This window comes from Microcoleus sp. FACHB-1515 (genome assembly GCF_014696105.1).
Taxonomy (GTDB): Bacteria; Cyanobacteriota; Cyanobacteriia; order Elainellales; family Elainellaceae; genus JAAUTJ01.
This window is the reverse complement of sequence record NZ_JACJPO010000047.1, coordinates 41513-56033: the sequence shown is the minus strand read 5'-3', so window position 1 is coordinate 56033 and position 14521 is coordinate 41513. Positions and strand designations below refer to the sequence as shown.

At 55.2% G+C, this 14521-nt stretch carries 13 protein-coding genes; 7 read left to right on the top strand and 6 right to left on the bottom strand.

Annotated features, from left to right (window positions below; translation table 11 throughout):
- From mnmH to H6F67_RS16565, 3 genes are all read right to left on the bottom strand, one after another.
- Positions 1–1032, bottom strand: a complete 1032-nt coding sequence (gene mnmH, locus H6F67_RS16575; protein ID WP_190767724.1) for a tRNA 2-selenouridine(34) synthase MnmH — start codon at positions 1030–1032, stop codon at positions 1–3.
- The gene (selD, locus tag H6F67_RS16570) at positions 1029–3284 is read right to left on the bottom strand and encodes a selenide, water dikinase SelD (protein ID WP_190767723.1); all 2256 of its coding nucleotides are present in this window, start codon (positions 3282–3284) and stop codon (positions 1029–1031) included. The genes mnmH and selD overlap by 4 nt, the downstream gene beginning before the upstream one ends.
- A 68-nt stretch (positions 3285–3352) precedes the next feature.
- The gene (locus H6F67_RS16565) at positions 3353–3727 is read right to left on the bottom strand and encodes a cytochrome c (RefSeq protein ID WP_190767722.1); all 375 of its coding nucleotides are present in this window, start codon (positions 3725–3727) and stop codon (positions 3353–3355) included.
- A gap of 327 nt (positions 3728–4054) precedes the next feature.
- On the opposite strand from H6F67_RS16565, the gene petG reads away from it, so the two are divergent.
- Positions 4055–4168, top strand: a complete 114-nt coding sequence (gene petG / locus H6F67_RS16560; protein ID WP_072234340.1) for a cytochrome b6-f complex subunit V — start codon at positions 4055–4057, stop codon at positions 4166–4168.
- Positions 4169–4413: 245 nt separating this feature from the next.
- Positions 4414–5745: a histidinol dehydrogenase gene (gene hisD / locus H6F67_RS16555; protein ID WP_190767721.1), complete on the top strand. Its 1332-nt coding sequence runs from the start codon at positions 4414–4416 to the stop codon at positions 5743–5745.
- An 89-nt stretch (positions 5746–5834) separates the two neighbouring features.
- Here the strand turns inward: hisD and H6F67_RS16550 are convergent, their stop codons facing one another.
- Both H6F67_RS16550 and tsaD read right to left on the bottom strand, forming a co-directional pair.
- Positions 5835–7214, bottom strand: coding sequence for a GH1 family beta-glucosidase (locus tag H6F67_RS16550; protein ID WP_190767720.1), 1380 nt, complete (start codon positions 7212–7214; stop codon positions 5835–5837).
- 114 nt (positions 7215–7328) lie between these two features.
- Positions 7329–8381 (bottom strand): tRNA (adenosine(37)-N6)-threonylcarbamoyltransferase complex transferase subunit TsaD, encoded by a 1053-nt coding sequence (tsaD, locus tag H6F67_RS16545; protein WP_190767719.1) that lies wholly within the window; start codon positions 8379–8381, stop codon positions 7329–7331.
- A 241-nt stretch (positions 8382–8622) separates the two neighbouring features.
- Here tsaD and H6F67_RS16540 point away from each other — a divergent pair, with 241 nt between their 5' ends.
- Together H6F67_RS16540 and dnaG are read left to right on the top strand one after the other, a co-directional pair.
- Positions 8623–9111 (top strand): Photosystem I reaction center subunit III, encoded by a 489-nt coding sequence (locus H6F67_RS16540; protein ID WP_190767718.1) that lies wholly within the window; start codon positions 8623–8625, stop codon positions 9109–9111.
- 128 nt (positions 9112–9239) lie between these two features.
- Positions 9240–11150 carry a DNA primase gene (gene dnaG, locus H6F67_RS16535; RefSeq protein WP_190767717.1) on the top strand — a complete coding sequence of 637 codons (1911 nt, stop codon included), beginning with the start codon at positions 9240–9242 and terminating at the stop codon, positions 11148–11150.
- Here the strand turns inward: dnaG and H6F67_RS16530 are convergent.
- A complete protein-coding gene (locus H6F67_RS16530; protein ID WP_190767716.1) occupies positions 11147–11419 on the bottom strand; it encodes a hypothetical protein in 273 nt (90 codons plus the stop codon). The genes dnaG and H6F67_RS16530 overlap by 4 nt on opposite strands.
- A 202-nt stretch (positions 11420–11621) precedes the next feature.
- Between H6F67_RS16530 and H6F67_RS16525 the strand changes: the two genes are divergently transcribed.
- The 3 genes from H6F67_RS16525 to rlmN all read left to right on the top strand — a co-directional run bounded on the left by H6F67_RS16525 (position 11622) and on the right by rlmN (position 14516).
- On the top strand, positions 11622–11834 hold the full coding sequence (locus H6F67_RS16525) for a ribbon-helix-helix domain-containing protein (protein ID WP_190767715.1): 213 nt from the start codon (positions 11622–11624) through the stop codon (positions 11832–11834).
- Between the two features lie 380 nt (positions 11835–12214).
- Positions 12215–12796: a pantetheine-phosphate adenylyltransferase gene (gene coaD / locus H6F67_RS16520; protein WP_313926846.1), complete on the top strand. Its 582-nt coding sequence runs from the start codon at positions 12215–12217 to the stop codon at positions 12794–12796.
- Positions 12797–13457: 661 nt separating this feature from the next.
- The gene (gene rlmN / locus H6F67_RS16510; RefSeq protein WP_190767714.1) at positions 13458–14516 is read left to right on the top strand and encodes a 23S rRNA (adenine(2503)-C(2))-methyltransferase RlmN; all 1059 of its coding nucleotides are present in this window, start codon (positions 13458–13460) and stop codon (positions 14514–14516) included.
- Positions 14517–14521: the final 5 nt, after the last annotated feature.

Below are 14521 nucleotides of genomic sequence, written 5' to 3'. Positions count from 1 at the left end.
TTAAGACACTGCGATCGCTGATTCAATTAACTGCTGATGCGCTTTTATCAGTCGCAATGCACTTTCGCGATCGCTGCAATTGGTGACATCGATCGTATGAACAAAAATCCGACGTTTCTCCAGGTCATACTGATAGGTTTTGTCGTAATAGTCCAGCACAATATCAAATGCTTCTGCAAGTTTTTTCTGTCGAAGCAAATCGATCGCCTGCTGAGTTCGCAAGCCGCCCAAATGTTTGCGAATGCGATCGGTTGCGGTTACTAATTCTTCAATTTCAGCCGTGCCGTACATTTCAACTAATAACTTGAGGCGTTCCGATCGCGAACGGACAATCTGCAAAATCGGCGCTTGTTTCATCTGATTGAAAATGCCAATTGGAATGCGACAGCGACCGATGCCGCGACTTTCCGCTTCGATCCAAACGGGTCGATCGCGATCGAATTTCGCCCACTGCATTGCAATCAGATTTTCAAACTGCTCAGTACTCGGCTGCGGTGGCAAGCCCAACGCCCCGTAGCTGCTGCCGCGATGATTGGCGATCGCTTCAAGGTCAAGCACCTGCTCGCCTGCCGCCGCCAGTGCCGCCAGAATGTTCGTTTTGCCCGTTCCGGTCATGCCGCCCAGCGTCACGACGGAGAGCGATCGATCGTTCTGCCGCATTGCCCAGTGCCGAAACGCCTTGTAGCCGCCTTTGAGCGTCGTCACTTCAAATCCGGCCATGCCCAGCACCCAGGCGAGCGCCCCGCTTCGCATTCCGCCGCGCCAGCAGTGCAGCCGCACTTGGCGATCGGGCGCAATTTCCCTTGCCTGAGCGATGAATCCGGCGAATTTGCCGCCTGCGATCGCAAAACCGAGTTCGACAGCGCGATCGCGTCCCTCCTGCTTGTAGCAAATGCCAACTTGCGCCCGCTCCTCGTCCGTGAACAGCGGAAAACTGATCGCGCCCGGAATATGCGCCTGCGCGAACTCGCCCGGACTCCGCACATCGAGAATCGGGTGATCTAACGCTAAAAATTCGACGATCGCTGTCATGATTCGATCGTAATCGCTGCTTGCTTGGATGGCGGCAGAACTTGCCCGATGATGCGGCTGTGGGTGTAGCCTTTGGCGATGAGCGTTTCCAAACAGGCGATCGCTTCTGCTTGCGGAACGCTTGCCAGCAAGCCGCCCGCTGTCTGCGGATCGAACAAGAGCGGATAGTGCGGATGCTGTCGGAGTGCGGTGTGAACGAGGCGATCGACCCGCGAATTCTGTGGATGCAGCGAACTCAAAATTCCCTGTGTGGCAGTCGTGACGGCTCCATCCAATAGCGCGATCGCCTCCAGTTGCAGCGACACCGAAACGTTTGACGCCTGCACCATTTCGGCTAAATGTCCCAATAGCCCGAAGCCTGTTACGTCCGTGCAGGCATTCGCGTGATGCGCTTGCAGAACGCTGGCAGCGGCTTGATTCGATTGCAGCATCGAAGCGATCGCCCCTTCGATCCAGCGGCCTTTCGCCTGCAACCGCATATCCGCCGCAAACAGCGTCCCCGTCCCGATCGCTTTCGTCAAAATCAGCGCGTCCCCAATTTGCATTCCGCTTTTTCGCAGCAGGCGATCGGGCAGCGCAAAACCGTTACAGGTCAGGCCAAACGCCAGTTCTGTCCCCTCGATCGTGTGTCCGCCTACCAAAACCGCATTGGCCTGATTGAGAACGTCGATCGCCCCCGCCATCAGCGCATACAGCGTTTCTTCCTGCTTCGACTCGATCGCTCTGGGTAAGGTGGCGATCGCCAGGGCACTTTGCGGACTCGCTCCCATCGCAAATAGATCGCTCAGGCAGTGATTCGTCGCAATTTGTCCGAATAGATACGGATCGTTCACCAAATCGCGAAAGTAATCGATCGTCTGGACGAGGACGCGATCGCTCGGAACTCGCACGACAGCCGCATCATCCGGCGCATCTAGCCCAATCAATACCTCTTCCCGCTGCGACCACTCCGACTGCTTCAACCGCTGCAAAACGCTTTCTAACGTTCCACTGCCCACCTTCGATCCACAGCCCGCACACTGCATCACCGCTGGCTGTTCTGCCTCCCATCGGCTGCCGCTCTGGGAAGTTTGCCCGCTGCCTTCTGACCCCATCGGCTCCAGATCGCGGAACTTCTGCATGAACTGGCGATCGATCCGGTCTTTCCAGTTCCAAATCCAACCCGCCGCACCGAAGCAGAACGGGTCGCGAGAGGCGATCGCTGCTCCGGTTCCAGTTCCCAGCAAAATCAGATAGTTCTTCTGCGGCTGAAACGGGCGGAGCAATTCGCCTTGCAGGGCGCGACGCAGGTTTTGGGCGAGCGGCTGACCTTGCCGGACGGCAAACACTCCGGCTTTGGGGCGCGGATGATTTTGCATCGTGGCGACATCACCAGCGGCGAAAATTTGCGGATGCGACGATCGCAAGCAGTCATCCACCAGCACAAAGCCATCTTCATCGGTTGCCAAACCCGACTCGCGTAGCCAAGTTGCTGCCGATGCCTGCGTCACCCAGAAGACAAAAGCGCATTCGATTTCGAGTCCTGATTCGCAGCGGATGCGATCGCGCTCCACCTCGATCACCGATTCGTTTAGATGCAGATGAACGTTGCGATCGCGCAGCAGTTTTTCGACCTTTCGCGCAAACGTCGCGCTGCGGCTCGGCAAAAGTCGATCGCCCCGATGCACCAGATGCACCTGTAAATTTGCGGGAGGCTGACCGCACTGCTGATAAATTCGCTGCAAATTCGCCTGCACTGCCAGCGTTAGCTCCACGCCGCCCGCGCCACCCCCGACGATCGCCAGCGTCAACGGCTCCTGCGGATTTTCACGGACGCGATCGAGAATTTTCTGCCATTGGTCGAGAAATTTGGCGATCGGTTTGACGGCGATCGCGTATTTGTCTGCTCCGGGGACGGGCGCGACGGTCGGCGTACTGCCAATGCCGATCGACAAAACATCGAACGCGATCGGCGGACGGTTCGCACAAATCACGCGCTGATTGACGAGATCAAGTCCGACGGCGCGATCGACGACGATTTGCGCTTGGGCAAAGTTGCTCAGCGGTCGCAAATCAATGTGGCACTCGTCAAAGTCATACAGTCCGGCGACATATCCAGGCAGCATTCCCGAATACGGCGTTTGCACCACATCGGTAATCAGAGTGATACGAACACCCGGAATCGGTTTCATGCCAAACTGCTTCAGGGCGATCGCGTGACTGTGCCCGCCCCCAACCAAAACGAGATCTTGCGCGATCGGTGCAACCTGCATTTCAACCCGGAAAACTCACCTTTCTATGATGACGGCTGGCTGCGTTTCGATCGCAGCAGGTGCAAGGCTCAAAGCGCTTCGAGGTATTTTAGCAAGTCGGCCATTTCTTGCGGACTCGGCTGAAACTGCGGCATCGGCGGCGTTTGACCGCTGATCACCTGATTGATGATGCGTACTGAGGATTTACGTTCAGACACATGATGCAGATTTGGCCCCACCATGCCGTCAGCGTAAATGCCGTGACAGCTTGCACAGTTCATTTGAAAGATCGCTTCGCCCTGCTGGGCATTGCCCTTCAGCGCCAAAACGCTCTCGATATAAGGATCGGTGTGGCTAAACTGATAAACACCCAGCACGATCACCAGCAGGGCAAACAGCGCTGCCAGAATTGCCAGAGCAATCCCCTGAATCCAGGTGTCCGTCGTTGAAATCTGGTTATTCAAAAGATCTCTGGTCAACGTCTTGCAACAAAAAGGTTTTCAATTAATAAAATAACTTAAGTTTTTGAAAGTAGCCTAGCAAGGCGATCGCGAAACCTGAGCGCGATGCGATCGATATTGCTTAAAACTTCAAGATTTTGCTGAAATTTCGGCTGATTGTTGTGCAAATTTGCATTCGTCTAGTGGTAGCAACTCGCGATATGATGACGATATACAAACTTAAATGAAGCAATGTGACAGCGATCGTCCCCAATCGAGCGACCTAGTCGGGCAGACAGCGGGCGATCGACACGATAAACTAATGTTGTGACAAGGTTAAGGAGCAAAACTGTGGTTGAACCGTTGCTGTCTGGAATCGTGCTTGGCTTAATTCCCGTGACTCTGGCGGGTTTGTTCGTAGCCGCCTATCTGCAATATCGTCGGGGCAATCAGCTTGGTCTGTAAGCACGGTTAACTGAGTTCTCTTGGCTTGAGCTTGATTTCTATACTCCGATCGCTCTTCTAGTCGCTGCTTTTGCGCTAGAGGAGCTTTTTTCTCGCGAATTTGTCAGCCTCAAGCGCGTGAATCAATTGCAATCGCAGCATCTTGGAGGTTTCCAGGTTAAGCTAGAAGGGCGTAGGTGAGTGAGGCGATCGTCACGCTTGCATCCAGCTTCGGAACCGCGCATTGGTGTTGTTAATTCTTGGCGATGCTGCGAATTATTACTCAGCGATCTGAAGCAAAAGCCGAGCTGCGGCGAATTTGCGATCGAACTCAGGACGACCAGATCGTTCACAAAGAGGCGACCGTGCAGCAAGTCTTGCAGGCCGTGCGGCGACAAGGCGATCGCGCTGTCCTCCACTACACCGAAGAATTTGATCAGCAAACGCTCAAGCCTGAAGAACTGCGCGTCAGCGGGGCAGAACTCGAAGCCGCCTATCGCCAAGTTCCTCAAGATTTAATTGACGCAATTCAGCTTGCCTCCCGCAAAATCGAAGCGTTTCACTGCCAGCGAATTCCGAAAAGCTGGGTGCAGTTTGAGGCCGATGATGTCGTGCTGGGCAAGCGGTATACTCCGGTCGATCGCGCCGGACTCTACATTCCCGGTGGCCGTGCCGCTTATGCCAGCACGGTTTTGATGAACGCGATTCCCGCCCGCGTTGCCAAAGTACCGCGCATCGTCATGGTGACGCCGCCCGGAGCGGAAAAAGCCGTCAATCCTGCGGTTCTGGTGGCTGCACAAGAAGCAGGCGTTTCGGAGATTTATCGAGTCGGTGGGGCGCAGGCGATCGCTGCCCTTGCCTATGGAACCGAAACGATCCCCAAAGTAGACGTGATCACAGGTCCCGGCAACATCTACGTGACGCTGGCGAAAAAGCTGGTCTACGGCACGGTTGGAATCGATTCGCTGGCCGGACCTTCGGAAGTGCTGGTGATTGCCGACAGCAGCGCCAAGCCTGTTCACATCGCTGCCGATCTGCTGGCGCAAGCCGAACATGACCCGATGGCGGCGGCCATTTTGATTACCACTGATGCCGCGCTTGCATCTAACGTCGTCCTAGAAGTGAAGCAGCAGTTGATCAACCATCCGCGCCGACTGCTCACTGAGAAAGCGATCGCCCACTATGGCCTGGTCATCGTCGTCGATTCTCTTGCCACCGCCGCCGAACTCAGCAACGAATTCGCCCCGGAACACCTCGAACTGGAAGTGAGCGATCCCTGGAGCCTGCTAGAGCAAATTCGTCATGCAGGAGCGATTTTCCTGGGTCACTCCACACCCGAAGCCGTTGGCGACTACCTTGCCGGACCAAACCACACGCTGCCCACGTCCGGATCGGCTCGCTATGCATCTGCGCTGACGGTGGAAACCTTCATGAAGCACTCCAGCTTGATTCAATATTCGCAGACGGCACTAGAGCAGGTTTCGGGCGCGATCGAAGCCCTCGCCCTCGCTGAAGGTCTACCCTCTCACGCCGAATCGGTGCGGCTGCGCGTTCAGGAACCGCCCAACGAGGACGCGATCGACCTGGGCGAGGATTAGGACTGGTTTGCCCCCTAAATCCCCCACGAGTGGGTGACTTTGAACGACGCTCTTGGAAAGCCTGGCAAGGCTTTGAAAGCGCACCGTCATTAAACGACGCGATTTTGGCGGATGCATTCGCGGTACCAGTGGTAGCTAGATTTGGGAATGCGCTGCTGAGTCGGATAGTCAATGTAGATGAGTCCGAAGCGGCGATCGAAGCCCCACGCCCATTCAAAGTTGTCCATCAGGCTCCAGACAAAGTAGCCTTGCAGCGGATAGCCTTCCTGCGTTGCCCGGAGTGCCTGCCGGAAATGCTGACGCAGATAGAAGATGCGATCGGTGTCGATTACTTCGCCGTTTTTGAGCTGGTCATCGGCAGCGCAGCCATTCTCGGTAATCCACATCGGCAAATCCGATCGCCCCACCGTTTCGCTCACGTGCCGCACTGCCCAGTAGATGCACTCTGGCACGACTTGCAGCCAAGGCATGTGTAAGCGCGGATAGCCCGGAGGAACGTCGAGCAGTTCAAAGCCCGGATCGCGATCGATCGCCCGCACATACGTTCCCGTGTAGAGGTTCAGTCCCAAAGCGTCGATCGGCTGGTGAATGATGTCTAAATCTCCAGGCTGCATATCCGGCGCATCGCGGCCTAATCGATCGAGCAAGGCGGGATGATACTTGCCAGTCAGGGCGGGATAGAGCAGACCACCATTCGCAGCAGAGGCGAAGCTGGCAACCGGAAACGCAGCTTGCGCGGCGGCAATGTCGGCAGGCGATTCGGTGAGGGGAATCGTGACGACCGGATTATCCACAAGGGCGATCGAACAGTTGCCCGGTGCAGCCGTCCGAATCGCCTGAACCGCCATGCCGTGAGCCAGCAGCGCGTGATGCGACGTTTGCCACACGTCTTTCTGTCGCTTCACCTGCTTGCCCGGAGCGTGGGGCGGATGCCAGCCGACCGCATAGCTCAGATGCGTGAAGCAGGCAATTTCGTTGAGCGTCATCCAGTGCGAGACGCGATCGCCCAACTCTCTGACTACAACCGTCGCATAATCTGCAAAATCCGAAGCGATCTGGCGATTCTGCCAGCCCCCGTAAGCTTGTTCGAGGGCTTGCGGCGTGTCCCAGTGGAACAGCGTGGCGTGTGGCGTGATGTTGTGTTCGCGCAGCGTATCAACCAGTCGTTTGTAAAAGTCGAGTCCCTTCTGATTCACGGCTCCGCGTCCCTCTGGCAGGATGCGCGGCCAAGCGATGCTGAAGCGATAGTGGCGGATGCCAAGGTCAGCCATCAGCTTCACGTCGTCTGCGTAGCGGTGGTAGTGGTCGCAGGCGATCGCGCCCGTATCCCCATTCAGCACCTTTCCTGGCTTCTGGCTAAAGGCATCCCAGGTACTCGGCTTGCGGCCATCTTCTAGGGCTGCACCTTCAATCTGATAGGCGGCGGTGGCTGCGCCCCACCAGAAATTATCGGGAAAGCGATCGCTCATGTTGAATGTCGGGAATTGGGTGTGGGCGATCGAGCCTATCAAAAAAATTGAAGCTCAAATCGTCTTTCAATCTAGAAGCAGCGGCAGTTCAGGACATCCGGAAATTGACAGAGTTCAGTTTTGAACAGGTTCGGCTTGATACAAGCTCATGACGCGCTCGATCGCCAATCGCGACTGCGCTCCCAGCGTCAAGGGCGAAACGTGACCCGCTTCCAGATGAGCCGCCGCCGCGCAGCCGATCATGGCGGCATTGTCCGTACAAAACTTCATCGGCGGAAACATTACCCTGAGATTGTGTTTTGCTGCGGCTGCTTGGAGATGCTGACGTAGACCGCTGTTTGCTGCCACGCCGCCGCCAACTGCGATCGTGTTCAGTCCGAAATCCAAAGCGCAAGCGATCGCCCGCTTCGTCAAGGCTTTCGCAACAGTAGCCTGAAAGCTGGCCGCCAAATCGTTTACGGGCAGTTCGTCCTCCTGTAGCTTTTGAGTCAAACGCAGAACCGCTGTTTTGAGGCCGCTGAAACTCGAATCGTAGCGGTGAAAGCCGCCCTGCGGAAGAGAAACTTGGCCTTCGGGCAGCGGAAAAGCTTGGGGATTGCCGGATTGGGCGAGGCGATCGATCGCTGGTCCGCCTGGATATCCCAGCTTTAGCAGCCGCGCCACCTTATCAAACGCTTCACCTGCCGCATCATCGCGAGTTTGTCCCAAAGTTTCATAGTTGCCGCAGGCTTTGACGTGAATCAGGCTCGTGTGTCCACCGGAGACGAGGAGGCAGAGGAACGGCGGTTCCAACGTGGGATCGCTGAGGTAAGAAGCGTAAATGTGGCCTTCCAGGTGGTGAATGCCCAAGAACGGCTTTTGGTGCAGCAGCGCAAGCGTTTTGGCTGCGGTGAGACCGACTAGCAGAGCGCCGACCAGTCCGGGGGCACAGGTGGCCGCGATCGCGTCGATCGCTTCCCAGCCCAAATTTGCCTGCTCGAAGGCTTGGACGATCGCCAGATTAATGCCTTCCAAATGCTGCCGCGAGGCGACTTCGGGCACAACGCCGCCGTACTGCTGATGCGTCGTGATTTGTGAGGCGACGACGCTGCTGAGAACCTGACGATCTTGCACGATCGCCACAGCGGTTTCATCGCAGCTTGTTTCAATTGCCAGAACGATCGCCATTTCTACACCAATTCCGCTATCACTTATTGAAGTCGAATAAACCTATCTTAATAAATTTTATCAATCTTGAAAGACCAAAGTTTGAATCAAATTCATGGAGAAAGATTGATGTTGAAAAGCTTAACTTTACGTCGTTTCCCTTGAGCAGTATGATTGCTGGGAAGTTCGATAGTGTTTGTACAAATTCCTTTACTTTTTGTACAAAATTCTTTGTTTTTTGTAATCAAGGGAAACAATTCCAATGCGTCGATTGTTTGCTCTAGCCCTCATTCTATTTCTGTGGGTCGGTTTCACGCCTTCCGCCCTTGCAGAAGACAATTCGCCCGGTGGCCTTGCGCCCTGCGCGGATGTTCCGGCCTTTCAGCAGCGTGCCTCCAACGCTCGCACTCCTGCTGCCCGCGATCGCTTCGATCGCTACTCCACGTTGCTCTGTGGTCCCGAAGGTCTGCCGCACCTCGTTGTGGACGGTCGCCTCAGCCACGCTGGAGAATTCACCATTCCTGGCTTAATCTTCCTTTACATTGCCGGACTGATCGGCTGGTCAGGCCGTACGTACATCATCTGGGCACGGAATCAGAAAGAGCCGGAAATCAATGAAGTGGTAATCAACGTTCCCAAAGCCGTCAGCATCGTGCTGAGCAGCTTGCTGTGGCCGCTGCTGGCAGTCAAGGAACTGCTTAGCGGTGAACTAACCGCTAACGAGATGGAAATTCCCGTTTCGCCCCGCTAGGTTCTGCCACTCACTCACCAAAAGCGCGATCGACTCGATCGCGCTTTTTTGTTGCAAAAACTGTCTGACCTGCCATCTGCCTCCATCTGTTGTACAATACTGCCTCAAACGATTCCCCTTCAGGCACGATGGACACTCCCAGGCTGCACCCCGATACGATCGAGCAAGTCAAGCAGCGCGTCGATATTGTCGATATTGTGTCGGAACATGTCGTACTGCGAAAGCGGGGCAAAGATTTCACGGGGCTGTGTCCGTTTCACGATGACAAATCGCCCAGCTTCAGCGTCAGTCCAGGCAAACAGTTTTACTACTGCTTTAGCTGCGGGGCAGGCGGCAATGCGTTCAAGTTTTTGATGGAAATTGGCAAGCGATCGTTCGGTGAAGTCGTTCTCGATCTCGCTCGTCGCTATCAAATTCCCGTTCAGACGCTTGAGCCTGAGCAGCGACAGGAATTTCAGCGGCAGCTTTCCTTACGCGAACAGCTTTACGAAATTACGGCACTCACAGCGGCCTTTTACTCCCACGCGCTGCACCAGTCGGCAGGACGGGCGGCACTGGAATATCTGAAGCACGATCGCCAACTCACTGACGAAACCATCGCGCAGTTCAACCTCGGCTACGCGCCCGCCGGATGGCAAACGCTCTACGGCTATTTGGTCGAGCAAAAGCGCTTTCCGGTCGAACTGGTCGAGCAGGCGGGCTTGATCGTGCCGCGATCGAATCAGGGCGGCTACTACGATCGATTCCGCGATCGCCTGATGATTCCGATCTGCGATCTGACGGGACGAGTGATCGGCTTTGGCGGGCGATCGCTGGGCGATGAGCAGCCCAAATATCTCAACTCGCCGGAAACGCCGCTATTCGACAAAGGCAAAACGCTGTTTGCGCTTGACAAGGCAAAAGCGGCGATCGCCAAACAAGACTGCGCGATCGTGGTCGAGGGCTATTTCGACGCGATCGCGCTGCACACAGCCGGAATTGCTAACGTGGTTGCGAGTCTGGGGACGGCATTATCGATCGCGCAAGTCCGCCTGCTGTTACGCTACTGCGACTCAAAACAGGTCGTACTGAATTTTGATGCGGATGCGGCAGGCAACAAGGCGGCAGAGCGGGCGATCGGTGAAGTCGCAGATCTGGCCTATTCCGGTGAAGTGCGGTTGCGCGTCCTCAATATTCCGCAGGGCAAAGACCCCGACGAATTCCTTAAAACCAATTCAGCAGATGAGTATCGATCGCTCGTTTCCACTGCTCCCCTGTGGCTGGACTGGCAAATTTCCCAAATGCTGATCGATCGCAACCTCCGCCAAGCCGACCAGTTCCAGCAGGTGACGCAGCAGATCGTCAAGCTGCTGGGCGACATTGCCAACGCCGACACGCGGACACACTATGTTCGCCACTGCGCCGAAATCTTGAGCCAAAACGATTCGCGCCTTGTGCCGCTTTTGGCTGATAACCTGCTGGCTCAGGTGCGGCGTCAGCGCAGGCGATCGCCCGACGACACTCGAACACCACCGCCTCAACCGACACCCGGAGATTTTCTGGAGCAGGCAGAAGCAACGCTCTTGCGAATCTATCTGCATCTGCCGGAACATCGATCGAGCGTAATTGCCGCCCTAGAAGAACGTGACCTTCAGTTCAGCCTCTCTCATCACCGCTTTCTGTGGCGGCAGGTGTTGGAGCTAGCGGATCAGGAGGATTTGCTGTCGCAATTGCGCGATCGCTGCGCCGAATTTCCGACTCAGTTCAATGCGGTCTATCACCTCTTCCACCTTGAAGAAAAAATCGAGTGCGACCTCGTCCGCACCGGGCTGGTGATTAAAGCCGCTGCCGACTGTCTTGAGCGTGTGTTGTGCGAAAAACGCTATCGCCACTTCAGCGAACTGTGGCAGCAAACCGACTTCCTGACGGCGATCGAACTGAGCCAGTACTACCACAAGCAAATGTATGTGGAGAAAAAGCGCATTGACGAACTCGATCGCGATCGCTGCACGACCTTTGCTGACCTTGCTCAAGCGCCTTGGGTCGGCCAAAAAACCTAGGTGCGCCCATCAAGTAAATCCAGCCCGATGCGGAGTCGATCGATCGCAAACCGAGCCGATTCATTTCCGGCAATCAAATCCAGCATCAAATTCCGCAAAAAATCAGCCTGCTGCCGCTCCAAAATCACCAAGGGTCGCGGTTCGTTTGCCTGCCGAATCGCATCAAGCAGTTCATCGACCAGTCGCCGCTCGGCTCTGCGCTTGTAAGCCTCCAATATCAAATCGTGGTCTGATCCGGCATCAAATTCCGGTGAATCTTCTGGCATCATGGAAAAACTACCGTTGCGTGTAGAAACAACACCCGTGCGGTCTCGGTTCCAAGCTCGATCGCACGGGTGTTGTTTTGGTTGTCATTTGCAGCATACCACAGGTAACGCAAAACAACTCTATAAACTTCTAGGTAACTCTAAGTAGACCTTGAGATTGATGCTCGGTGACGCTCGGTAGAGTGAATAGCGGTACGATCGATCGATGAAAGTGCTGTCAGTTCTGCACTTCTGGTCAGTCAATATGCCAGCGAAAGCTCCTAAGTTAAGTATTTATGCTGACGATGATTTGAAGCGGGATTTGAAGATCCTGGCAGACCACGAACAGCGATCTGTCTCGCAAATGGCAAACATTCTACTGAAAGAAGCGGTAAAAGCCCGTTTAGATCATTTGAAAAGAGAAGAAAAGTTTGAGTAGCAGCAATGTAAAGACTGAAGCGGTACATGGCACAGAAGGACAGAATCAGCGTCGATGTCAGCGATATGCGTGAGCAGATCGATTGCCGTACCGATGTTGCATGGCAAGAACTATCCTTAGCTGGCAAAATTCGCACCCTTCTGAGAGAGCGCCTGGACCAGATGAAGAGTGGTGATAAACAAACTTGAAAGGAAGATTTTAGTTGCAGCAGTGTCAAGGCAGAAGCCAAGTGAATTGATTGAGTCAGTCACTGGAGAATGATTGCAAGATGGGCACGATCGCCCTTCGTCACTTGTGCGATTGTTGACCAGATGCCCGCAGGAATTGCGATCGAAGCGTCCGGTATAATCAGCGTCAGATCCTTTGCGCTTGCATCAGCCGTGATTGCAATCTACCCTGGTAGCTTCGACCCAATTACCCTCGGCCATCTCGACATCATTGAGCGGGGCTGTCAGCTTTATGAGCAAGTGATCGTCGTGGTCATGTCCAATCCCAGCAAGACGCCGCTGTTTACGGTACAAAAGCGAGTAGAGCAGATCCAGCGATCGACCCAGCACTTGCCAAATGTCGAAGTAGACAGCTTTGACGGATTAACCGTCACCTATGCCCAACTGCGTCAAGCTCGCGTCTTGCTGCGCGGCCTGCGGGCTGTTTCTGATTTTGAGAAAGAGCTACAAATGGCGCATACTAACAAAACCCTGTCCGATCGCGTCGAAACGGTTTTTCTGGCAACTTCAACCGAATACAGCTTCCTTAGCAGTAGTCAGGTCAAAGAAATTGCTCGCTTTGGCGGCCCGATCGACCACCTTGTTCCTTCATCTGTTGCTTTGGACATCCACCGATGCTACGTCCAGACTCCTCCACCTCCAACAGCGCCGCTCGAAGCAGTGGCGACGCCAACCGTAACGGAGCCAGTCCGCAAGATGGAACTGCCTATGGAGATGCAGCACGAGGAACGGTAGACATTCCCACCGAGCTAAACAAGCTCGAAGAAATGATCCTCGACAGTCCGCGCATTCCCCTCAGTCGGCGGACGCTGATCGACGAAGAGCAAATTCTCGACCAGCTTGATCTAATTCGCCTTGGTTTGCCCGCTGCCTTTCAGGAAGCTGCCGAAGTGGTACGCCACAAAGACGAAATTTTGCTGGAAGCCGAACAGTACGCGCAAGAAATTTTGGAATCTGCCGAACGCCGCGCCGCCCAAATTCTGGACGAAATGGGCTTGATTCGCCAAGCAGAACTGGAAGCGCAACAAATCCGCCAGCGCGTTCAGCAAGAATGCGAAGCCGCTCAAGAGCAAACGATGGCCGACATCGAGCGAATGCGCCGTCAGGCTCAGCAAGATTTAGAGGAAATGCGCCGCATCACGATCGCGGAGTGCGAAGATGTCCAAGCCGGAGCGGATGCCTACGCCGATCGCGTCCTGCGCGACATGGAGCAGCAGCTAGCCGAAATGATTCGCGTCATTCGCAACGGGCGATCGCAGCTTCAGGTAGATCCACCTCCTGCTAAACCGATCGATCCAACCAGTCGCGGATCAAATATGAGGAGCGATCGCCCTAAAAAATAACGCCGTCTGGCGATCGCAGCCGCTAAGATCGAAACAGACCGATCGATCGCACCATGACGACTGAACTTTTAGAACAAACCGCTACGCAAACGCCGCTGTTGGGTATGTCCCTAGCGGAACTCAGCGCTTGGGTGCAGCAGCACGGCCAGCCTGCCTATCGCGGAAAACAACTGCATCAGTGGATTTACCAGCAGGGAGCTAGATCGATCGCGGACATTTCGGTGTTTCCGAAGGCGTGGCGATCGAGCATGGCGGACGTGGCAATTGGGCGATCGGAACTGCACTATCGATCGGCGGCTCCGGACGGCACGGTAAAATTTCTGCTGCGGATGGCGGACGGACAGATTATCGAGACGGTCGGGATTCCGACTGAAAAGCGGCTGACGGTTTGCGTTTCCTCTCAGGTCGGCTGTCCGATGGGCTGCGATTTTTGCGCGACCGGAAAAGGCGGCTTTTTACGCAATCTTGCTCCGCATGAAATTGTCGATCAGGTGTTGACCGTCCAGGAAGATTTTGGGCAGCGGGTCAGCAACATTGTGTTTATGGGCATGGGCGAGCCGCTGCTAAATGTTGAGAATGTGCTGGTGGCTGTGCGATCGATCAACGAAGACATCGGCATTGGGGCGCGATCGATCACCATTTCCACAGTGGGCATTCCCAACGCGATCCGCCGACTAGCGCAGCATCAGCTTCAGGCGACCTTAGCTGTGAGTCTCCACGCCTCGAACCAAGCACTGCGTGAACAGCTAATTCCGAGTGCTCACAAGTTTTCGATCCAAGCGCTGCTGGTTGAATGTCAGGAATATGTGCAGACGACCGGACGGCGCGTCAGCTTTGAATATATTTTGCTGGGCGGCTTGAATGACCGACTGGAACATGCGATCGAACTGGCCGCATTGCTGCGCGGCTTTCAAAGTCACGTCAACCTGATTCCATACAATCCGATTCGTGAAGTCAGCTACAAGCGGCCTGATCCCCGCAGCATTCAAGCGTTTGTGCAGGCATTGCAGGATCGGCACATTGCGGTGAGTGTGCGGCGATCGCGCGGTCTAGAAGCAGATGCGGCCTGTGGGCAGTTGCGAGCGTCACAGGCGCAACTTGGTCGCGCTTAAATCGA